The 21,486-nt window shown below is 37.4% G+C and carries 17 protein-coding genes, 1 pseudogene and 1 other annotated feature; of the genes and pseudogenes, 5 read left to right on the forward strand and 13 right to left on the reverse strand.

The window, feature by feature from the left end; translation table 11 throughout:
* Window positions 1-20: 20 nt before the first annotated feature.
* The 3 genes from ACQKIM_RS02535 to spxA all read right to left on the reverse strand — a co-directional run bounded on the left by ACQKIM_RS02535 (window position 21) and on the right by spxA (window position 2,793).
* Window positions 21-1,142 carry a competence protein CoiA gene (locus tag ACQKIM_RS02535; RefSeq protein ID WP_427538590.1) on the reverse strand — a complete coding sequence of 374 codons (1,122 nt, stop codon included), beginning with the start codon at window positions 1,140-1,142 and terminating at the stop codon, window positions 21-23.
* Between the two features lie 157 nt (window positions 1,143-1,299).
* Window positions 1,300-1,968 carry an adaptor protein MecA gene (mecA, locus tag ACQKIM_RS02540; protein WP_427538593.1) on the reverse strand — a complete coding sequence of 223 codons (669 nt, stop codon included), beginning with the start codon at window positions 1,966-1,968 and terminating at the stop codon, window positions 1,300-1,302.
* Between the two features lie 429 nt (window positions 1,969-2,397).
* On the reverse strand, window positions 2,398-2,793 hold the full coding sequence (spxA, locus tag ACQKIM_RS02545; RefSeq protein ID WP_427538889.1) for a transcriptional regulator SpxA: 396 nt from the start codon (window positions 2,791-2,793) through the stop codon (window positions 2,398-2,400).
* Window positions 2,794-3,316: 523 nt separating this feature from the next.
* Window positions 3,317-3,541 (forward strand) — a binding site (T-box leader).
* Window positions 3,542-3,658: 117 nt separating this feature from the next.
* Here spxA and trpS point away from each other — a divergent pair.
* Entirely contained in the window at window positions 3,659-4,648 is a 990-nt protein-coding gene (gene trpS / locus ACQKIM_RS02550; protein ID WP_427538596.1) for a tryptophan--tRNA ligase, read from the forward strand.
* 382 nt (window positions 4,649-5,030) lie between these two features.
* Here trpS and fabF read toward each other — a convergent pair whose 3' ends face one another.
* Together fabF and ACQKIM_RS02560 are read right to left on the reverse strand one after the other, a co-directional pair.
* On the reverse strand, window positions 5,031-6,272 hold the full coding sequence (fabF, locus tag ACQKIM_RS02555) for a beta-ketoacyl-ACP synthase II (RefSeq protein WP_427538599.1): 1,242 nt from the start codon (window positions 6,270-6,272) through the stop codon (window positions 5,031-5,033).
* Window positions 6,273-6,302: 30 nt separating this feature from the next.
* Window positions 6,303-7,241, reverse strand: coding sequence for a beta-ketoacyl-ACP synthase III (locus ACQKIM_RS02560; protein ID WP_427538602.1), 939 nt, complete (start codon window positions 7,239-7,241; stop codon window positions 6,303-6,305).
* Window positions 7,242-7,754: 513 nt separating this feature from the next.
* On the opposite strand from ACQKIM_RS02560, the gene ACQKIM_RS02565 reads away from it, so the two are divergent.
* Window positions 7,755-7,949 carry a YjzD family protein gene (locus ACQKIM_RS02565; protein WP_427538605.1) on the forward strand — a complete coding sequence of 65 codons (195 nt, stop codon included), beginning with the start codon at window positions 7,755-7,757 and terminating at the stop codon, window positions 7,947-7,949.
* A 51-nt stretch (window positions 7,950-8,000) separates the two neighbouring features.
* Here ACQKIM_RS02565 and ACQKIM_RS02570 read toward each other — a convergent pair whose 3' ends face one another.
* Window positions 8,001-10,124 (reverse strand): ATP-dependent Clp protease ATP-binding subunit, encoded by a 2,124-nt coding sequence (locus tag ACQKIM_RS02570; RefSeq protein WP_427538608.1) that lies wholly within the window; start codon window positions 10,122-10,124, stop codon window positions 8,001-8,003.
* A 268-nt stretch (window positions 10,125-10,392) separates the two neighbouring features.
* Between ACQKIM_RS02570 and ACQKIM_RS02575 the strand changes: the two genes are divergently transcribed.
* The gene (locus ACQKIM_RS02575) at window positions 10,393-11,079 is read left to right on the forward strand and encodes a Crp/Fnr family transcriptional regulator (RefSeq protein WP_427538892.1); all 687 of its coding nucleotides are present in this window, start codon (window positions 10,393-10,395) and stop codon (window positions 11,077-11,079) included.
* Between the two features lie 158 nt (window positions 11,080-11,237).
* On the opposite strand, the gene ACQKIM_RS02580 is transcribed toward ACQKIM_RS02575, so the two are convergent.
* Both ACQKIM_RS02580 and ACQKIM_RS02585 read right to left on the reverse strand, forming a co-directional pair.
* Window positions 11,238-11,546, reverse strand: a complete 309-nt coding sequence (locus ACQKIM_RS02580) for a metal-sulfur cluster assembly factor (RefSeq protein WP_427538611.1) — start codon at window positions 11,544-11,546, stop codon at window positions 11,238-11,240.
* A 52-nt stretch (window positions 11,547-11,598) separates the two neighbouring features.
* Window positions 11,599-12,363 (reverse strand): prolyl oligopeptidase family serine peptidase, encoded by a 765-nt coding sequence (locus ACQKIM_RS02585; RefSeq protein ID WP_427538614.1) that lies wholly within the window; start codon window positions 12,361-12,363, stop codon window positions 11,599-11,601.
* Window positions 12,364-12,484: 121 nt separating this feature from the next.
* Between ACQKIM_RS02585 and ACQKIM_RS02590 the strand changes: the two genes are divergently transcribed.
* The gene (locus tag ACQKIM_RS02590) at window positions 12,485-13,294 is read left to right on the forward strand and encodes a Cof-type HAD-IIB family hydrolase (RefSeq protein ID WP_427538617.1); all 810 of its coding nucleotides are present in this window, start codon (window positions 12,485-12,487) and stop codon (window positions 13,292-13,294) included.
* 135 nt (window positions 13,295-13,429) lie between these two features.
* A complete protein-coding gene (locus ACQKIM_RS02595; protein WP_427538620.1) occupies window positions 13,430-14,287 on the forward strand; it encodes a DegV family protein in 858 nt (285 codons plus the stop codon).
* 50 nt (window positions 14,288-14,337) lie between these two features.
* Here the strand turns inward: ACQKIM_RS02595 and ACQKIM_RS02600 are convergent, their stop codons facing one another.
* The 5 genes and pseudogenes from ACQKIM_RS02600 to addA form a co-directional block, all read right to left on the reverse strand.
* On the reverse strand, window positions 14,338-15,810 hold the full coding sequence (locus ACQKIM_RS02600; protein ID WP_427538895.1) for an alpha-amylase family glycosyl hydrolase: 1,473 nt from the start codon (window positions 15,808-15,810) through the stop codon (window positions 14,338-14,340).
* Between the two features lie 370 nt (window positions 15,811-16,180).
* Window positions 16,181-16,546: a YisL family protein gene (locus ACQKIM_RS02605; RefSeq protein WP_427538623.1), complete on the reverse strand. Its 366-nt coding sequence runs from the start codon at window positions 16,544-16,546 to the stop codon at window positions 16,181-16,183.
* Between the two features lie 136 nt (window positions 16,547-16,682).
* Window positions 16,683-17,585 (reverse strand): fumarylacetoacetate hydrolase family protein, encoded by a 903-nt coding sequence (locus ACQKIM_RS02610; RefSeq protein WP_427538626.1) that lies wholly within the window; start codon window positions 17,583-17,585, stop codon window positions 16,683-16,685.
* Window positions 17,586-17,710: 125 nt separating this feature from the next.
* Complete coding sequence (locus ACQKIM_RS02615; RefSeq protein ID WP_427538629.1) at window positions 17,711-18,877, reverse strand: DUF418 domain-containing protein; 1,167 nt, start codon at window positions 18,875-18,877, stop codon at window positions 17,711-17,713.
* Window positions 18,878-18,962: 85 nt separating this feature from the next.
* A pseudogene (gene addA, locus ACQKIM_RS02620) lies at window positions 18,963-21,422 on the reverse strand (helicase-exonuclease AddAB subunit AddA); the annotation flags it as partial.
* Window positions 21,423-21,486: the final 64 nt, after the last annotated feature.

A 21,486-nucleotide genomic window follows, 5' to 3' on the forward strand; every position in this document is an offset into this window, starting at 1 on the left:
TCCTATACTCTCATATTTTCTCAGTATATTGTGGCAATTGCAAATAAATGTGCATACACATGCTCACATATATCTGGAGGAAAATAGTTTTGAGAATTTTTTGCAAGTATGGCACCGTAATTTTGAATGGCCTCTACTGCTCGATCTGTAACATCAATATTTTGTTCCCTTAAAAATAACCGAATCTCGCTCGTATTTAGTTCATGAGGTAATTGCTGAATACCTCGGCAAAAATGGTGCAAAATGGTTTGCCACTCGATAGAGAACATTGGTATTGCCTCACTAGCTTTTACAGGTATACCTACGTACTCAGGCATAGTAGTAAGAGTAAAACCTAATTCATAGCAGCTTCGTAGAAATGCATCCTGTACACCCTTATAATTATGTAACAGCCGCTGATAAACGTATTGCCGACAGTATCTTTTATAAAGCTGCCAATATAGCTGGAATTCTTCTACTGTTATCACTACTGGCTCATAAAATGGAAAATGTTGCTTGTTTATTGACATATCTTGAACTTTGCCTATAAAAGTATGCCCATGAACATGCAAAAGATTCGTCCAATAAATAAATCTAGCGGTCTTTGCATCATAGGTCATTAAATAGGGCTGGCCCAACACTGTATACGCAATGACTTTTTGCAAAATAGGAGAAATGAAAAGCTTTTGAATACCTTGTAAGGTTGAATTTTTTAGAGGTGTCTGGAAAAGCCATAATACTTGGATATCATTATTCTTATATCCAGCTGTACGTAATAACCACTTTTCATGCGAGATTGTACTGCATTGAAATTCGATAGCAACTTGCCTTTGGTCACTCATTACAAGTATGTCTGGCCTCTGCGAAAACTTTTTTAAATAAGGCTCTAGCATTACTATATGCCCTATCTTTTTTAGCCATTCGAATATTTGCATTTTTCCTTGCAAGTGAAGTTGTGACTCTCTCTCTGAAAATAACTTAGCACAGTTATTTTTTGATTGATGAGCAAAGTGAGGGATATTATATTTACCAATTTTTAAGAGAACGGGTTGCTGACATTGTGGACAATAAAATTTCATATGTTGCCTATATCTTTGTAAGTCCTCCCTCGTATATTGATATGGGAGAAAAAGCTGACGCTCCTCATTATAGGCAATTAACATACAATCGTCTCCTTTTTGCCTAATTGTATGGGAGTACTTTACTAGCAGCAACTTTTTAACGGCTTTTTCTTGAAATTTAAAATTTGCCTTAAAAAAAGACTGTAAACAAACTTGATAAACATCAAGAGGTTTACAGCCTAAAAGCTAAATTATTTATTTAATGAAAGTATTTGCGTACTGTTTCAAAGCAATTAAACTCCATAATTTTTTCACCGTATTCCTCTAAGCGATGAATTGTGAAATTTGATGGACTTAAAAATTCTTTGATAACAGCATTTCTGTCGTGACGATTTAACTCTTCGTCTGCGTTTGTAAAATCAACTACTAAATAGTACCAACCTTCATATTTGAATAATGAGGAATCCACTAATTCGTCTGTCATACGTTTCGCTACAGGGATTAACTCATCAATGTCTTTAAATTTATAAACATAAATATCTGTATCGGTAAATAATTCTGACTCATCTATGTCACCAAATTGAGTTAGCTGGCTAAGAAGATCCTCTCCAACTTCGTCAAAAGGGGCATACATATCTTTTTGTTCATCAAAATGCGAATGACCATCTAATGTTTCACCGTCTTTTAATATGTGTGCACGTGTGACAATGATTTCCAAGCCTACTTCAGACGCATTGATATGAATCCAAATCGGACCTTCTACATCAAAATAATCATCCGTGTTTACTTCATCAATCATATCCCAAAAAAGTTGTTCACCCTTTGCTCGATTGTACCAAATTTCTTCACGACTATAGCCGCGATCCTCTATATCATTGTACGTAATAAAGAGCTTGAGTGTATTTTCATTTACACGCTCGATGTCCACTAGACCTCATCTCCCTTCACTGTCATTTGTCGAAAAACAGTTTTGTTTCATTAGTATGCTTTTATTCATCTTTTTTAACCTTCATACTCCATTTGTTTTTCAACCTTTGACTACACTACAGTAAAACCGTCGAGCAACCGATGAATGATAAATTTTTATTTCACAGTTGTCTCTAATTCTATTGTATGCTGTTCCGTCATAAAATGAAAAGGATATACACCGTTTCACAGAAGATATTTGAATTATTGAAATTGTAGTAAACTATTTATCTTAAATCAAGTTTAACATACTTTAACGGAAATATATGACTTTTCCCTATTAATTATTATACTTTATATAGAGGATTTTACATAAGTAAAACACAAAAAAATAGATGTCACAATATGATTTGTAACATCTACTATTTATTCTATGCAGTAATGGAGAAAATTAGTTCACCATGCGCTGTGCTTCTTGTAGTTGATAAGCACGAACCTTACGAGGTAAGAAACGTCGAATTTCATCCTCATTATATCCAACCTGTAAACGCTTTTCGTCTAAAATAATGGGACGACGTAATAACCCTGGATGTTCTTGAATTAATTCATATAAACGTTGCAATGGTAAGCTTTCAACATCAACATTTAATTTTTGGAAAATTTTAGATCTCGTTGAAATAATTTCATCTGTACCATCCTCTGTCATCCGTAAAATTTTTTTAATTTCACTAATGCTTAACGGTTCAGAAAATATATTCCGTTCTGTATATGGAATTTCATGCTCCTCTAACCATGCTTTCGCTTTTCGGCAAGACGTACAACTTGGTGAAGTAAATAAAGTTACGATCATACTGACACATCCTTCCTTTTATTCGTTATCTATAAACCAGTGTGTTAAATTAGAATTAATGTAATGTAAAACTACATAACCATTATACAGTACTCTAGGGTGTTTGAATATAGTTCCAATAAAAAAAGACAAACCTTATCTCATCGAAATATTCTGTCTATTTACAGCTTTCACTATAAGAACTTCTTTGCATGTCTAAGGAACTACTATTAATATTCCCATTTACAAAGCATTTTAAACCTTCAATTTTTCTTTGTTATTGTTCTCATTTATAATTATTAAACGAGAATAATGTCAATTCAGTGTGTACAAATTAGACGTTTATTGCATAATTTTGGTTGCATTTTCTAATAAAAAACATAGCTTAGTAAGCATATTATTTTTTTCTGCAAAAAAACACCGCCAAAAGTCTGACTTTACATACTTGCAATTCACTAAGTCTTTATAATATAATTTTTTGCAATACATCAAATAAGTCTTTGGTAATTCCCTTGTAGGTAAGAGACTGTTTTTGAATGAATTAAAAACTTTGACGAAGAGTAGTACATATGCATTTTACACGTTTAGAGAGTCTGTGGTTGCTGTAAACAGATCGTGTAAGCATCTGGAATGGACTTCTGAGTTAGCTTTGTGAACGACTAAGTGTGTCTAATAGCAATGCTCGTCCCTTCACGTTACGGAGTAGAGTGGCCTTTATTTGGCAAGCTGGGTGGTACCGCGGATTCAAACATCATTCGTCCCTTCATTAGTAAACTAATGAGGACGCATGATGTTTTTTTATTGAATAATAAACAGCAGCCTCAGCTAGGTAATTATGTAATAGACATTCACTCTGAGGTAATGAATTCAAGGAGGAAACGACATGACAACTATTTTTTCTGGCGTACAGCCAACGGGTATTGTAACTTTAGGGAACTATTTAGGTGCATTCAAGCAATTTCCTGCATTACAGGATGAAGGTAATGCCATCTACTGTATCGTTGATCAACATGCCATAACAGTGGCACAGGACCCTCAAGAATTACGTAAAAATATTCGTAATCTTGCTGCTACGTATATCGCTACTGGCATTGATCCTAAAAAGTCTACGTTATTTATTCAATCAGAGGTACCGGCTCATGCGCAGGCAGGCTGGATGCTGCAATGTGTCGCATCAATTGGAGAGCTTGAACGTATGACCCAGTTCAAGGACAAATCTCAAGGTAAGGAAAGTGTATCAGCAGCTCTTTTAACATACCCACCATTAATGGCGGCTGACATACTTCTGTATAACACAAATATTGTACCTGTAGGCGATGATCAAAAGCAGCATATCGAGCTAACTCGTGATCTTGCAGAGCGCTTTAACAAACGTTATGGTGAAGTTTTAACGATTCCTGAAATCCAATTACCAAAGGCAGGAGCCCGCATTAAATCGTTGCAGGAGCCTACAAAAAAAATGAGTAAGTCTGATCCAAATACAAAAGCAACCATCAAGCTTTTAGATTCAGCGAAAGATATTGAGAAGAAAATTAAATCGGCAGTCACTGACTCTGATGGTATTGTGGCATTTGACGTAGAAAATAAACCTGGTGTTTCTAACCTACTAACAATCGAATCGGCTATTTCAGGTGTTTCTATTGAGGATCTTGTGCAAAAATATGAAGGTGTCGGCTATGGTGGATTCAAACAAGGTGTTGCCACAGCAGTTATTGATCACCTGACACCAATCCAAGATAAGTTCTATCATTTGGTAGAATCCTCCGAATTAGATATTATTTTAGATGAAGGTGCTGAAAAGGCAAATGCTATTGCAAGCGCTACATTAAAACGCATGGAAGAAGCAATGGGTCTAGGCCGTACACGTAGATAAAGAGCTAGATCTAATGCTTGACCAATTTTAGGGTATACTAAAGTTCACACTTTATCTTCTTGGCTAGAAGATTTCTCAAAACGGAGACCCAAGACAATAGCTCCTAGCACAATAGCTGATCCAAGGGCTATATAAAATTCTGTTGTATGCATCATAAATTTAAAGACAACGATCCAGGAATATCCTAGTGTTCGATAATTTAAATACAATATAAGATTCCCTACGGAGAGAATTATTAAGCCATAGCTCATTAAAAATAAGAAGAGACGGAACATGGTCACAGCATCCTTTCAATTTATTTCTCATTAATCATCTATTCGAAAAAAGATAAAAAAAGACGTCAGCCTTGTAAATTAGGCTGACGTTTTTTAAAATTTATTAATTATCCCTCGTATTTTTTTAATAGAAGACTAGCATTATGTCCACCAAACCCTAGTGAGTTACTCATCGCATAGACAATGTCTGCTTCTCGGGCTTCATTTGGAACATAATCTAAATCACATTCTGGATCTGGCTCATATAAATTAATTGTTGGAGGTAAAATACCTTCTTTCAGTGCTAACGCTGTAAAAATAGCTTCAATACCACCAGCGGCACCTAATAAGTGACCTGTCATCGATTTTGTGGAGCTCATTGCTAATTGATAGGCATGTTCACCAAAGGCTTTTTTTACTGCCTGTGTTTCAAATAAATCATTATAAGGTGTGCTTGTTCCATGTGCATTAATGTAGTCAACCTGTGAAGGTTCCACGCCTCCATCCGCTAATGCTTGTAGCATTGCACGTGCAGCACCTTCTCCTTCTGGTGCAGGAGCAGTAATATGATGAGCATCTCCTGTTGCACCGTAGCCAAGTACTTCTGCATAGATTTTTGCACCACGGGCTTTGGCATGCTCATATTCCTCTAGAATAACAATGCCTGCACCCTCACCAATAATAAAACCATCGCGGTTTTTATCGAATGGACGGCAAGCTGCTTCTGGATCTGTATTTAAAGATAGCGCTGTATTGGCACAGAAGCCTGCAACAGACATTGTCACGATTGGTGATTCTGCTCCACCCGAAATCATTACATCTGCGTCACCACGTTCAATTACTTTAAATGCATCACCAATTGAATTTGTACCTGAAGCACATGCAGTCACAGAACAAGAGTTAATGCCCTTTGCACCAAGATAAATAGACACCTGACCTGAAGCCATATCTGGAATCATCATTGGAATAAAGAATGGGCTTACACGTCTTGCACCACGCTCTTGGAACGTTAAAAATTGTTGTTCATATGTCTCCATACCACCGATACCAGAGCCTATCCAAACACCCGCACGAGGTGCTAGCTCCTCATCGATTGTTAATTGTGCATCTTCCATTGCCATGATAGACGCTGCAAGGGCATAATGTGTAAAGCGGTCCATTTTACGAGCTTCTTTACGATCAACATATTTTTCAATATCAAAATCTTTCACTTCAGCGGCAATTTTTGCTGCGAATAAATCTTTATTTAAACGTGTTAATTCGCCAATTCCTGATTTCCCAGCTTTAATATTAGCCCATGTTTCTTCGATGCTATTTCCTAGTGGTGTAACTGCGCCAATTCCTGTAATTACTACTCGTCGTTTACTCATTGTCTTACTCCCCTCAAGCATTTTTCGTTATTATTTTCCCCATCGCAATGCAACAGCGCCCCATGTTAAACCGCCGCCAAATCCAACAAGTACTAATAAATCATCATCTTTAATCTTACCTGCTTCAAGCTCTTCTACCAAGGAAATCCCAATGGATGCTGCTGAAGTATTACCATATTTATGAATGGTTTTTGACATTTTCTCAGCCGGTAGCTCCAGTCGCTCACGAGCAGACTCCATAATTCGAATATTTGCCTGATGCGGCACTAAGAAGTCTACATCTTCTTTTGTTAAGCCCGCTTTATCAAGAACATTAACAGCAGACTCACCCATCTGGCGCACAGCAAATTTAAACACTTCTCGACCATTCATGGCAATTGTATCTTGCTGTGTTAAATACAGATTTTTCCCTCCTGTACCATCTGCACCAAGCTCAAACGATAGTATGCCTCTGCCTTCCGATACTGGTCCAACTATCGCTGCACTTGCTCCATCACCGAATAACACAGCTGTATTACGATCATTCCAGTCAATTACCTTTGATAGCTTTTCAACACCTACTACTAAGACATATTTATAAGCATTTGACTCTACAAAATGCTTTGCTGTCACTACACTATATATAAATCCTGCACAAGCTGCAGCCTGGTCCATCGCTGCTGCATTCACTGCACCAATTTGCTCCTGAACCATACATGCTACACTTGGAAATGTTTGGTCTTGTGTTACTGTTGCTACTAGGATTAAACCGATTTCTTCAGGTGTAATACCGGCATTTGCAATAGCCTCTTTTGCAGCAGCAACTGCTAAATCTGAAGTTTCCTGATTGTCTGCGGCAAAATGACGCTCTTCGATCCCTGTACGAGTTCGAATCCATTCATCTGAGGTATCCATAATTTTTTCTAAATCAAAATTTGTCATTACCTTCTCTGGAACATATTTACCTATTCCTATAATACCAGCGTTCATTTAGCAACCCCTCTGCTTTCTTACTATCAATTATTAGTAACTGGTCATAATTATAACTCATAATGAAGGAAGGGTGCAAGATGAATTAAAATTAATGTCCATTTCCCCTATGTCTTTGAAGGTTCTGGAAGGTAGTTTGAATGGATTGATGTGGTTAGCACTTAATTGAACGGCTTGTCCTTTCTATGGAGCGCAGTGAGCTCTTTTCTGAGCGTTTAATCCTTATTTTTGATTGTGTTTCTCTCATTGAGTGGTTCATCTATATTTTTGAGCTAAGTGACCTCTGTATTGAGCACTTTCCCACATTAAAGAGGATAAGAAGGCTTTTAATAAGCAACCCTTTCATTATTTGAACACAATGAATAACTACTACTAAAAATTTCCAAATAATTGTTGTGACAATTTCGCCATGTTTCACAGAAAAGATTCTTTTTTTTTCGATTTATGTTATGATATGATAATGAATATGTAGTAAAACTTTATGATATAAAAAGTTCGGTTGAGGTGAAATTAATGCAATATATCGTAACATTCATATGGTCATTCCTACTAGTATCAATGTTAAACTACGTAGTAAGCTCTGTACTTGGTGCACCATTTGATTTTAAAACAGGTGCAATCCTTTCAGTTGTATTCTCTATCTTAGTTTTCATTATTGGTGCAATTTTGCCAAACGATCCAGTACCAGAAGCAGCAGACCATCATTAATTTAACAAGAAAAAACCTGTTTCATTTTATGTGAAACAGGTTTTTTCTTGTTTATTTTTCAACGGCACATTGTCCATCGTGCATTCTAATATGCAATGTTTCTCCTGGTAATACCTCACCACGTAGTAATTCCTTCGCTACGGCTGTTTCTATATAACGTTGAACGAAGCGTTTTAATGGTCTTGCACCGAATTGCGCATCTGCCCCCTGTTGGACAACCCAGTCAATTACTTCTTCATCCACCTGTAAAGTAATTTCCTGCTCTGCCACTCGTTTGACAAGCTGTTCAACATATTTCCAAGCAATGGCAGTAAAATGTTCATCTGAAAGTGCGTGGAACATAATGATATCATCCATACGATTTAACAGCTCTGGTTTAAAGTGCTGACGCAATGCGGCCATCACTAAATCTTCAACTGCTGCATCTTCTTGTGCCTCCATTAAATAGCTTGAGCCAATATTAGAAGTTAAAATCACTACAGTGTTTGTAAAGTTAACCATACGACCTTGGCTATCTGTAATGCGACCATCATCTAAAATTTGCAATAAAATATTTGCTACATCTGGGTGTGCTTTTTCAATTTCATCTAGTAGGACAACGGAATACGGGTTACGGCGAACAGCCTCCGTTAATTGTCCTCCCTCCTCATAGCCAACATAGCCTGGAGGTGCACCTACAAGTCGAGATACGCTATGTTTCTCCATATATTCACTCATATCAATACGAATAAAATGATCCTCTGAATCAAACAACTGTGCCGCTAATGCCTTGGCAAGCTCGGTTTTACCAACACCTGTTGGTCCAAGGAATAAAAAGCTGCCAATTGGACGATGTGGGTCCTTAATACCTGCTCTAGCACGCCATACCGCTTCTGTGACAAGCTGAACAGCATTATCTTGTCCAACGACACGCTCATGCAATGTATCTTTTAAGCGCAATAACTTTTCACGCTCACCCTCCACTAATTTCGTTACTGGTATACCTGTCCAGCGAGAAACAATAGATGCAATTTCATCAGCCGTTACTTCTTCACGTAAGATGCGTGATTCTGTACCACTCTCTAACTGTTTCTCCATTTCTTGAATTTCTTTTTCTAGAGTAGGTATTTTCCCATGACGTAATTCGGCAGCTTTGTTTAAATCATATTTGCTTTCCGCCTCATCTAAATCACGGCGATATTTGTCTAATTTTTCTCGTTTCTTTTGAATACCATGTAATGCTTCTTTTTCTGCTTCCCATTGTTTGCGCATGCCATCCGATGATTCCTTGAGCTTTGTTACCTCCCCTCGCAGCTGCTCTAAACGTTTTTTACTTGCCTCGTCTTTTTCTTTGCGCAGCGCTTGCTCCTCAATTTCTAGCTGCATAATACGACGAGTCACTGCATCCAATTCCTGAGGCATAGAATCTATTTCAGTTCGAATCATGGCACATGCTTCATCAATTAAATCAATGGCTTTATCAGGTAGGAAACGCTCTGTAATATAACGATTTGAAAGCTCCGCCGCTGCTACAATAGCACGGTCATGGATACGTACCGCATGATGCAGCTCAAAGCGCTCCTTAAGACCACGTAAAATGGAAACTGTATCTTCTATCGAAGGCTCACGCACAAGCACTTGTTGGAAGCGTCGCTCTAAAGCTGGATCTTTTTCAATATACATTCGATATTCGTCTAATGTTGTAGCACCGATACAATGAAGCTCACCTCGTGCAAGCATTGGTTTCAGCATATTTCCAGCATCCATTGCCCCATCTGTTTTCCCAGCACCTACAATGGTATGAATTTCATCAATAAATAAAATAATTCGTCCTTCAGATTCCTTTACTTCCTTCAAAACGCCCTTTAAGCGCTCCTCAAATTGCCCTCTATAACTTGCTCCAGCAATAAGAGCACTCATATCAAGCTCATATAACACGCATTCTTTTAACCCCTCAGGTACATCACCTTTTACAATTCGTTGTGCTAAACCCTCAACAATAGCTGTCTTCCCAACGCCAGGTTCACCAATTAATACAGGATTATTTTTTGTTTTACGCGTTAAAATACGAATAACATTGCGAATTTCCTCATCACGACCAATAACTGGGTCCATTTTGCCGTTTTTAACTTCTTCAATTAAATTTCGTCCAAATTGCTCTAAAGGCTTTTTGTTATCTGTTTGTTGAAACTGCATATTTAGCTCTCCTTTTCAATAATGTTCAGCATAATTTCTATACCCATTCTTTTAACTATAAAAATGTTTGACCTTTTTTGACTAACTTTATTTTACATGAATCGATAAAACATGGCAAAGAAAAAGCGCTAAAAATTTACACTTAAAAATGGAAATTTACGTTATAATAATAGTATGTTTCTTAGTTTTTGTATCGAAATTCACCATTCTTTTGTGATAATAGCCAATTATTACAAAAAGAAAGCGATGTGTTGAAGATATGGTATTAATGGATAATATGCATGAGAAAATTCATGAGCTTTTCCAAAAGCACGGAGTATTTATCAAAGTGAATAAAGGGAATAAAATTTTTTTAGAGGGTGAACGTGCGAAGGAAATCTACTATATTAAAACAGGAGTTGTGTCAATTAGCCAAGAAACGGAGAGTGGTAAGGAATTAACCATTCGGATTTGTGGCCCTGACAGTATTATTGGAGAGGGTTCATTATTTTGTAATCTATCCTATAATTCTATGACTGCAAAGGTTTTAGAGCATTCTACGCTATATGTTTTAAGCCGTCAATCGTTAGAGCTCTTATTAGTAGAACAACCTGCTTTTATGGTGGAATATATGAAGTGGCTGCAGGCAGAAAATTTGAAACATCAAAGTCGTTTACGCGATTTAGTGTTAAATGGTAAAAAAGGCGCTTTATTTTCAACCTTAATTCGACTTTCGAATACCTACGGCAAACCCTTAGAAAATGATACAATTATTATCGATTGCCCTTTAACCAATACTGAAATTGCAAATTTGTGTGGAACGAGCCGAGAAATGATTAATCGCATGCTCAATGATTTAAAAAAGCATAATATTCTATCTTTTGATAAAGGCTATATTACCATACACGATTTACAATTTTTGAAGGATGAAATTGCCTGTGAGAATTGTCCATTGCAAATATGCCGTATCGATTAATTCGTTACATGTTAAATCCCCGCTTACCGTTATAAGCGGGGATTTATTTATCTTCATTCAGCAAATGTTTTCAGTAGCGAAAGCGAAGCGACTGCTACAAATGTTTTCTGTAGCGAAAACATAGCGGCAGATACAATTACGCCAAGGCGAAATTGATATTATCGAACACCTAAAGCCATTTTGGCATAGCGTGACATTTTATCTTTTGACCAGGGTGGGTTCCATACAATATTGACATTCGTGGATTTTACTTCTGGAAGTTCACCTAAAGCTGTATTTACTTGGTCCACAATAACTGGTCCAAGCGGGCACCCCATAGAAGTTAATGTCATTGTAACAGTTGCAGCACCCTCATCATCTAATTCTACATCATATACTAAACCTAAGTTTACAATATCAATACCAAGCTCAGGGTCAATTACATTCTCTAGTGCACCTAACATGCTATCTTTCATATCTTGATCCATTTCATTTCTCCTTTCACCATAGTGTTAACTTTATCATAGCAGATGCATCTTATTATGCCAAATGCTGCGCAAGCCATTCAGTTGCTGCTAACATGCCCTCTCGCGACACAGCATGCCCTGCCTTTTTATCTGCAATAAATTTTAGATCTTCAGGGTTTGCCTCATAGTATTTGCGCAAAGATAAATAAAAATCATACGTTTCTTTAAAAGGGACTGTTTTATCCAATTCTCCATGCCAAAATAGCACTGGACGATGTGCAAATTTTTCTGGTGTTCGTGTGACATCATAAGTGGCAAGAAGCTCATTAGCCTGCTGTATTTCTTCCTCTGACATTGGCCATTGCACCCCGCTATTAGCAAACTGCTGTAACTGGTATTCACCTAATTTTACAAAGCCTGGAGCTCCCATACATACTGCCGCAGTTTGTATCCACCCATAGCGTTTTAAGCAGCCAGAAGTGACAATCCCCCCCATTGACGTACCAGCAATACCAATTTTATCATGTACTAATAAATGTTTATCCTTTAATCCATTATATAATTGTTCAATCTCATGAATAGAATTTAGAACAATATCCCAAAAATGGTTGTTCATTTGTATCTCATTTAGACCCTCGCTACGATCACCATGGAATTTAGCATCCGGTAATAGGACACGCACCCCTTTTTTTACTAATTGATATGCATAATGTAAGTTATGTTCTTTCGCACTCATAAAGCCATGTAAGAAAATTACGACAGGGGTTTCTTCATTCATATGTTCATTATGTATATGCAATAATGGAATATTTCCCCACATTTCTTTTTCTACAATCATTTTTGTCACTCCCAACTTTTGTCTCTTCTTTATGTTAGCAAACTTTTTTCACTGTGACAAAATTTTGACGAATGGATAACAAAGAGATACTATTCAAACTATAGGAAAGGGGCAACGAGCTATGAAACCTCATTTAATCGTTTTAGATTTAGACGGTACTTTATTAACTGATCAACAGCAAATTTCAGCAAAAACGAAAAAAACATTATTGCAGGCAAAGGAACAGGGTCACCAGGTTATGATTGCTACTGGCCGACCATATCGAGCAAGTGATATCTACTATCATGAGCTTGGCCTGACAACACCTATCGTAAATTTTAATGGTGCTTACGTCCATCATCCAAAAAATGCTGCATGGCAGACTGTGCATACGCCAATCGATTTAGGGGTTGTACATGATGTCGTTGATTCGATCAATACCTATGAATACGAAAATATTATTGCTGAAGTAAAGGATGATATTTATGTGCATACAGAGGATGAACGGATATTAAATATATTTAATATGGGGAATCCAAAAATTACGCTTGGTGATCTCTATATCCACTTATTAGAAAATCCAACAAGCCTTCTGATTCAAGCAAATGAAGTAAACTCGATGATTATCCGTGATCATTTGCAGGCTGTACATGCAGAGGTTATTGAGCATCGTCGCTGGGGTGCGCCACTTCATATTATTGAGATTGTTCGACGCGGCTTAAATAAAGCAGTAGGAATTGCACACGTCGCAAAGGATTTAGGAATACCACGCGATCGGATTATCGCATTCGGTGATGAAGATAATGATCTAGAAATGATTGAGTATGCTGGGCTTGGTGTAGCAATGGGTAATGGGATTGCGACTTTAAAAAATATTGCCAATGAAATTACAACATCCAATAATGATGACGGTATTGCTAAAATACTCATTGAACGCTTAAAATTATCATAGTTAGTAAGTTTTAAATTTTTTTCAGGGAATTTTTCACACAAACATGTACTGTATAGACCTCAATGTTAGTCTATTTATTAAAATACTAGGGTAACTCAAATTAAAGTGAAAAATTGAATGTAGGGGGACAAAATGATGAAAATATTTACTGATAGCGGATGTGATCTGCCAAAGTCTTACTACGAAGAGAATGATATCGTTCTTTTGCCATTACGAGTGCATTTGAACAACAATGAATATGATGATGTCGTGTCAATTGATTCAAAGGAGATTTACAATGCTATTCGTCAAGGCGCCCGCCCAAAAACATCACAAGTATCACCAGAGCTTTTTCTTAAGCACTTTGAAAGTCTAGCAAAAAATGAGGAGGCAGGAATTTATATCGCCTTTTCATCAGAATTATCTGGCACCTATAGTACTGCTGTCATGATTCGCAATCAAGTACAAGAGCAATATCCATCACTTAAATTGGCGATCATTGACTCTAAATGTGCTTCATTAGGTCATGGGCTAGTAGTCGAAGAAGCGGTTCGTCTTCGAAACTTAGGAGCTTCATTAGAGGATACCGAAGCTAGAATTACTGCCCTAGCCCCTCAAATGGAGCACCTTTTTACAGTAGAGGATTTAGATTATCTTGCCAAAGGTGGGCGTGTATCCAAGGCAAGTGCGTTTTTAGGTGGGCTTCTTAGTATTAAGCCAATTTTAAATGTAGAAGATGGCAAGCTTGTACCCATTGAAAAAACGCGCGGACGCAAAAAAGCAATTGCTCGCATGTTAGAATTAATGCAAGAGCGCGGTGAAAATTTCTCTGAGAAAGTTGTTGGTATCAGCCATAGTGATGATGAAGCTTTTGCAAGCGACGTAAAAGCCGCCATCCAAGAAAGATTTTCTCCTAAAGACATACAAATAACAATGATTGGTTCAGCTATCGGCTCACACGTAGGACCAGGTACAATTGCCATCTTCTTTACGAATAAAAGCTATCATGCTTAAGACAAAAACCCCTTTACACAGACAAACTGTGTAGAGGGGTTTACAATTTTTTATTGAACTTCCTGCTCCTGACGTCGTACTTTACCACGTTTAATAATTACAAAGACAAACCCTATAAATATTACCCACACTAATCCAAGTGCTATCATATAAGGTATATTGAATCCTTCATCATTTTTAACCTGATAAATCTCCACCATTTCACGATCTAAAATAACTGGATAAACATCCTTTTCATTAATACGGACTTTCTCTTCATGTAAAATACCATTTAGCATTTTACCTTCGCCTAGCTGGGCTGGTGTTAAATCCACACGCTGTGTTTTACCCGTATTGTTGACCATAATGACCCACTTCTCTTCATCAGATGTACGTGTAAACACTAGTAAACCATTTTCATTAGTGATGATTTCAAAATCACCTTTACGTAATGTAGCTGATTTATTGCGTAATGATTGGACATTTTTAATATAATCGATGAGTTCTTCATCTGTTTTAAAATTGAAGATTTGATGTGTATCTGGCTTCGCTTCACCGTTCATTGCAATTTCTGTACCATATTGCACAACTGGAATCCCTGGTAGCATAAATAAAGCACCCATTGCCATTTTTAAGCGAGTCGGTGGGAACATATTTTCATTTGCAGAATCGAATGTAAAACGGTGCGTTTCTAACGAATCCACCATAATTTGTGTGGGTTTCTCACCTGTAATAGGCTCCATTAGTTTGGACGAATCCATATCAACATTTTTAAAAATATTACGGTAAATATCTGCAGTTGATGGTGAAAAGCTTGCATCAAAATTGGCATCACTTGCTTCATTTGAAATGACATAGAGAGACTTTTTCGCATCTTTTAATGCAGCTATTACATCATTGATAAATGCTGTATCAGCTTCTGCAATATTTGTTAGACGGATTCCGCCAATATCATATGTAGAGACAAAGTCTGTTGCTGATTTAATAAGCGCGTCCTGCACCTCTTTGTTCGTTAAGTCCCACTGTACTTGACCATTATTTGTAGAAGCAATCCAATCTTGTTTCGCAGAATCTTTTGCCCATTCATGATTTGGACTTACATTATTGAGTGGAAAATCAACCATGATAGCCATATTTTTTGCTTTATAGGCCTCTATAACACTTTGAAATTCTTCTGATATCCCAAAATGACGCTCGATTGTCGAATAGCTTGTTGGCATTGATCCATCATATTTCTCTGTAGAAAAAATAGGACCAATAGAAACAATCGTATAGCCCATTTCGCCAATGAAATTCAGCTTATCTTGTAGACCTGTAAAATCACCACCTGCAAACTTTGAAGGGTCTTGCGTATTTGTATCAAAATCGTTAGTGCTCGAACTATTAAAGAAACGGTCAACGAGTAAATCATAGATGCTTTCTTCTGCAATCGTTCTTGTCGACACTTCATCAGCATGTGCTATTGGTGCTGCACTTATTAATGAAGTTGCTAGTAAAAGCGTTGCAGCTGTTGCACTTATCCACTTCTTGAATTTCACTTTCATTCCCTCTCTTTCAAACCAATCCATCGTCATTTTACCAAATAAAACAGTCACGTCGCTATCATTTCAAAATATTTTCCGAAAATGCAAAATGAATTACGGCAAAAAGGTGTCAACTTTTCCTTTTGATGCCCGTTATTGGGGAAGCTGAGCAGTTCTACAGTCTACCCGAGCGGTTCTTCGGTAAACCTGAGCAGTGTCTCGCTCTACCCGAGCAATTCTTCGGTAAACCTGAGCAGTTCGCCACTCTACCTGAGCGGTTCTTCGATATACCTGAGCAATTCTACACTCTACCCGAGCAGCCAAGAAGCTCTATAACCATTCTACAAAAAATAAAAGCCGGGAAGCGAAAACTTCACGACTTTTACAAGGATTATGCTAAGAAATCTTGACCCATTGGCAGCTTAAAGCCTAGGAACAATGTGATGAATAGGAATATAGCAAATAAGATCCAGAACATAACTGTTGATTTATTTTTCTTTTGGCGAACTAATACCATTTCCATCATACCAATTACTAAAATACCACCAAGGAATTTAAAGCCATAAAGCATACCCATGCCAAAACTTCTTCCCTCATTAAATAGTATGAGTCCAGTAATGATAATTAAAATGTAGAATAAACGTAATGTCATATGTAAGCCCTTTGACTTATTGCCCATAAATGAAGCAATTAAAAAAATGACAATAGCAACCACCCAAGTTGTAATATGCAAATCTGTTCTTATTAAAAAACTCATTTTCTTTCACCTCATATTCTTTTTTCTATCAAATTCTATCCTATCATGTGATGGAAAGGGTTTCAAACATTACAATAGTGTTCACATAATATACTTAAAAATCCGCGGAGCAAAAACTCACGCGGATTCGAATAAATTATTCAAAATGATTTACTAATGTACCAATGCCTTGAATCGATACTTTTACAGTATCTCCTGCCTTTAAAAATTGTGGCGGATTCATGCCTTTACCAACACCAGCTGGCGTACCTGTTAAAATAACATCACCTGGCTCTAATGTTACATGTTGAGATAAAATGGATACGAGCGCTTCTACAGAGAACATCATATCCTTTGTTGAGCCATTTTGACGCACTTCATCATTCACTTTTGTGACAACTGTTAAATCTTGTGGATTTGGAATCTCATCTTTCGTCACAAGGTATGGTCCAAGTGGGCAAGTTCCATCTAAGCTTTTTCCTAAGAAAAATTGCTTATGTTTTTCTTGTAAATCACGAGCTGTAATATCGTTAGCAATTGTGTAGCCAAATACATAATCATATGCTAAGTTTTTCGGTATATTTTTACCACGTTTACCAATAACAATAGCAAGCTCACCTTCATAATCTAGTTTCGAAGAAAGATCTGCGTGAATCGAAATTGTTTGACCATCAGCCGCAATTGCCGTTGGAGATTTTGTAAATATCATTAAATCTGTTGGTGCTGCCTCTGCACCCATTTCTTTTGCATGCTCATCATAGTTTTTACCAACACACATAATATTTTTTGGTGTACGTGGAATTGGTGATAACCATTCTATCACTGTAAATTCACGTTTAAAGCTTTCTGCACGGTCTGATTTTTCAGCCGCTTCTACTAATTTACGAATCTGTTCAACGAAATCAAAGCCTAAAGCAATGCCATCCACAATCGAACTGGAAAAAGAAGGGAGAACTTGAAGTTCATTTTGAATAGCGAGCACATCCCATACCGCTTCTTCTTTTTTTACTTTCGGTCCAAAACTAACATGTCCACCTAATTTAAACGATAAAATTTTCATGATTTAAAGAGCTCCTTCTTTTTTCTACATAATACAACAATATGATAGAAATTGCCTTACTTTTGCGATAACAATTTTTATTGTTGTTAATTCTTCATACTTTATGCTATCGAAGCAGAAAATACTTAACCTTCATTCAATTTTATTTTATATGTTAATTTACGCCAAATCGCTTCTAAAGGACCTTGTCTCCATTTCGTTAGCCAAATTTCTGCTAGTATCATTTCCACAATAATTATGCCTAGTGCAATTAACACTCCCGTTGCTACACTTACTTTCCCATACCAGCCAAATCCAAATTGATAAAATAAAATCGTTCCAATAACCGATTGAAGTATGTACATTGTTAACGATATTCGTCCAATTTTTGCAAAGGGGCTTAATAGCTTTGGAACAACAGGAAGTAAGCAAAGTAATACAATAAGCCCTATATAACCGATAGATAAAATCGGACCACCTATGTAAACCTTTAAGTAATCAAAAAGATACGTACGCGTAAACATAACAGGCAAACTTTTCACAAATATACCAATTGCCAACCCACTTACCGCTAAAGTCAGCCATAGCCACTTCAGTTCTCTTGCTCTCTCCACTAAACGCCATTTGGACGCTGCAGCACCTAATAGCATATACGGTAAAATTGTAAATAAAGAGACAAACCACATCCCGATACCTGCTTGAATCGATAAATCAGTTAAACGCTGCATAAAGGCATCAATCCAATTACCAGTACCATAAGCCGTTATTGCTTTCTCAACGGATGTAATATTTAAATACTCATCGACCTTTGTATCAAGATGAATAAATCCTACAACAAATAACATAAAGGCTTGGAAAACACCATTAATAATCACACTAATTGTCACTAACCAGACTGACTGAAGACGTAGTAATAATAATAAAAATACGCCACAAAAAGCGTACATCATTAAAATATCGCCCCACCAGAGTAACAAAGCATGCAGCAGTCCAAATAAAAATAAGACCGAAAGTCGTCGCAGCCCTATCGTATAAAAGTTTTGCTGACGGCTCTGTGCTTTTCTCCATTGCATAGCGAGTCCATAGCCAAATAACATTGCAAATAGGGGATAAAAGCTGCTCTGTACATAAATATCTAAATTTTGCTGCCAAACGATATCTGATGGTGTTGTAAACCATGATGCTAGGTCAATATAGGGCATCGGTAAATAAAAAGCAAACATATTAACGAGTAAAATCCCTAACAAACTAATACCACGTAAAATATCTAATGTTGCAATACGCTCCTGCAACATTGTCGGTTTGAAATCCACAACATAACCTCCTCTTTCTTTTTACACTGTAGTGAGACAGAGCCTCTCCCTGTTAGAAAAGCTCTGTTCACTGCAATGGTCTTGTCTACGCATGTATGGATCGTTCAATGTCAAATAAGTACAATACTTTTTCACTAATTTGAATCTGAAGGATCGATTCAATCGCTTCACTATAAACTTTTAGCTGAACACCATATCGTCCTAATAATTCCTTCGATAACGCTGGCTCCTCCGCAAAATGAGATTGAATACGGTCTGTCTTATAATCTAGCAACACCCAATTACCATTTTCATCTTCAAATAAGCAATCAATTATACCTTGTACAATTTGAGCATCACCATCCTCATCTACTCTACTAATGGTAAACGGCATTTCTCTTCTGAGTTGTCGTGCTTTTTTTAAGCGCTGTCCAATCTCTGTTGTAAAGAAATTAAATATTTTCTCTTCAGAAACCACTTGTCCCTCAGTCTCTGTCAGCAGCTGCCTTGTCACTAAATTAGCAACAAACTCCTGTACCTCTTGGAGATTCAGAAAACCATTTTGAGGTATATGCTGCATAACCGTATGAATGGCTGTTCCTATTTCTGCACCTGTGAGCTGTTGTTGCTGTAAAAAGGTTGGTCTTGGTGCAATGGATGTCGCTTGCTGCTTAGTAGGTGAAGTAAAATAATATTCAGGCTCATTTTGCCGTTGCAAATTTTCCAAACGTTTAATTTCACTGACAGATGTTTTTGAACGCTTCTGTGTGGATTTTTGAAAAGGATACTGCGCTTGAAAGCGTGTCGTAATTGTTGTCAGCACGGCTTCATCCTCTGGCGTTTCAAATAATTGTTGCCCCTCATTTTCTATCGCATGTATATCGTACATATAATGACTAGTTTTAATCGGACGTATCCACCAATGTGAGACATCATCCAATGGTTGATATGATGTTGTAGCAATGGATACAAAATCAGCATGTCTTGCAACGGCAGGACCTACCCAATCGAAGTAGCTATTTGCCCTTGCTCGTAAATACTCCTGTAGTGGAACATCCAAGGATAGACTTTGTGCATCCTGCCAATTGTCACGTGTTTTACTCCAATTTTTCACTGAGCCTATTAAGATTAATCGCTCCTTTGCACGTGTCATCGCTACGTATAATACACGCATTTCCTCCGCACGCATTTCCAGTTCCTTTTTCTCCTTCAATGCTAGAAATGGTAAGGATGTATACATAATACGGTTATCTGGATCAATTGCCTTTACAGTAAGACCAAAATCTTGATCGAATAAATAAGGTAGATGGAAATCCATTTTATTAAATGGTCTTCCCATCCCAGCAACGAATACTACTGGATACTCTAATCCCTTTGAAGAGTGAATCGTAACGAGACGCACAACATCATCTTTTTCTCCGATAGATTTGGCTGTTCCTAAGTCATCTCCTCGTGTACGCATTCGATCAATAAAGCGTAAAAAACGAAATAGCCCTCTAAAAGCAGTTTGTTCATACATTAAAGCTCGATCATGTAAAATTCGTAGATTAGCCTGACGCTGTTTGCCATTCGGCATGGCACCAACCATCTCATAATAATGTGTATCTAAGTAAATTTTCCAAATTAAATCAGACAGCGAGCCACGGCGTGCTAAATCTCGCCAGTTCTCAAATGCCAGCATAAAACGTTGCAGCTTCTCAAATGTGACAGATTGTACACCATGCCCTTCACTGCGAATAAATTGCCTTAATGCATCATAAAATGGAGCCTTAGTATCCGCTAACCGAATTTTCGCCAGCTCATTTTCGGTTAAGCCAACAAAAGGAGCACGGAGTACAGAGGCTAATGGAATATCCTGATAGGGATTATCGATGACCTTCAGTACATTCAGCATAATCATAACCTCTAACGCATCAAAATAACCTTTAGAGGACTCTGCATAGAGTGGAATTCCAGCAAGCTTAAATTCTTCTACTAAGTCCGTTGACCAAGTCATGGAGCGCATTAAAATCACTATATCACTATATTTTAACGGACGTTCAGTCTTTGTTTTAGTATCGAAAACAGTCGTTCCATCCTCCATCATCTGCCGAATACGATCAATAATAAATCGAGCCTCATACTGTGAATTTTTTAATTCTTCTAGCTCTGAGGCTTCTTCTGTTGTTATATCCTCTGATTCTTCTTCCAGCTCCTCTTCCAAAGGGGGATGCATAATAACAAGCTCTACAGGCACCTCCCTATCATCATAAGGAGCCGCTGGTTTTAATGAGGCCTTTTCATCATACAAAATTTCCCCAACACGCTCACCCATAATCTGTGCAAAAATATAGTTTGTAGCGTTTAATACCTCTTTCCGACTTCGGAAGTTTGCATTTAAATCAATGCGCATACCAGTCGTATCAGGCGTCTCCATAAATTCCCCATATTTGCGCATAAAGAGCTTTGGTTCTGCTAAACGGAAGCGATAGATACTTTGTTTGACGTCTCCCACCATAAAGAGATTTCCATCTAGCTCTTCACCTGTTTTCACAAGCTGTAAAATTGTTTCTTGGAGCATATTTGATATGGATAGGTAAGCCTTTGAAGTTATCTCTAGCTTTTCCCCCCATTCACACCGTACGTGAGGG

Source organism: Lysinibacillus sp. NPDC047702, assembly GCF_050272555.1.
Lineage (GTDB): Bacteria > Bacillota > Bacilli > Bacillales_A > Planococcaceae > Lysinibacillus.

Excerpts from the sequence above, each read along its gene's own strand:
- ACQKIM_RS02535 (WP_427538590.1), bottom strand. The coding sequence starts at position 1,142 with ATGTTAATTGCCTATAATGAGGAGCGTCAGCTTTTTCTCCCATATCAA.
- trpS (WP_427538596.1), top strand. The coding sequence starts at position 3,659 with ATGACAACTATTTTTTCTGGCGTACAGCCAACGGGTATTGTAACTTTA.
- fabF (WP_427538599.1), bottom strand. The coding sequence starts at position 6,272 with ATGAGTAAACGACGAGTAGTAATTACAGGAATTGGCGCAGTTACACCA.
- ACQKIM_RS02560 (WP_427538602.1), bottom strand. The coding sequence starts at position 7,241 with ATGAACGCTGGTATTATAGGAATAGGTAAATATGTTCCAGAGAAGGTA.
- ACQKIM_RS02565 (WP_427538605.1), top strand. The coding sequence starts at position 7,755 with ATGCAATATATCGTAACATTCATATGGTCATTCCTACTAGTATCAATG.
- ACQKIM_RS02570 (WP_427538608.1), bottom strand. The coding sequence starts at position 10,124 with ATGCAGTTTCAACAAACAGATAACAAAAAGCCTTTAGAGCAATTTGGA.
- ACQKIM_RS02575 (WP_427538892.1), top strand. The coding sequence starts at position 10,393 with ATGGATAATATGCATGAGAAAATTCATGAGCTTTTCCAAAAGCACGGA.
- ACQKIM_RS02580 (WP_427538611.1), bottom strand. The coding sequence starts at position 11,546 with ATGGATCAAGATATGAAAGATAGCATGTTAGGTGCACTAGAGAATGTA.
- ACQKIM_RS02585 (WP_427538614.1), bottom strand. The coding sequence starts at position 12,363 with ATGATTGTAGAAAAAGAAATGTGGGGAAATATTCCATTATTGCATATA.
- ACQKIM_RS02590 (WP_427538617.1), top strand. The coding sequence starts at position 12,485 with ATGAAACCTCATTTAATCGTTTTAGATTTAGACGGTACTTTATTAACT.
- ACQKIM_RS02595 (WP_427538620.1), top strand. The coding sequence starts at position 13,430 with ATGAAAATATTTACTGATAGCGGATGTGATCTGCCAAAGTCTTACTAC.
- ACQKIM_RS02600 (WP_427538895.1), bottom strand. The coding sequence starts at position 15,810 with ATGAAAGTGAAATTCAAGAAGTGGATAAGTGCAACAGCTGCAACGCTT.
- ACQKIM_RS02605 (WP_427538623.1), bottom strand. The coding sequence starts at position 16,546 with ATGAGTTTTTTAATAAGAACAGATTTGCATATTACAACTTGGGTGGTT.
- ACQKIM_RS02610 (WP_427538626.1), bottom strand. The coding sequence starts at position 17,585 with ATGAAAATTTTATCGTTTAAATTAGGTGGACATGTTAGTTTTGGACCG.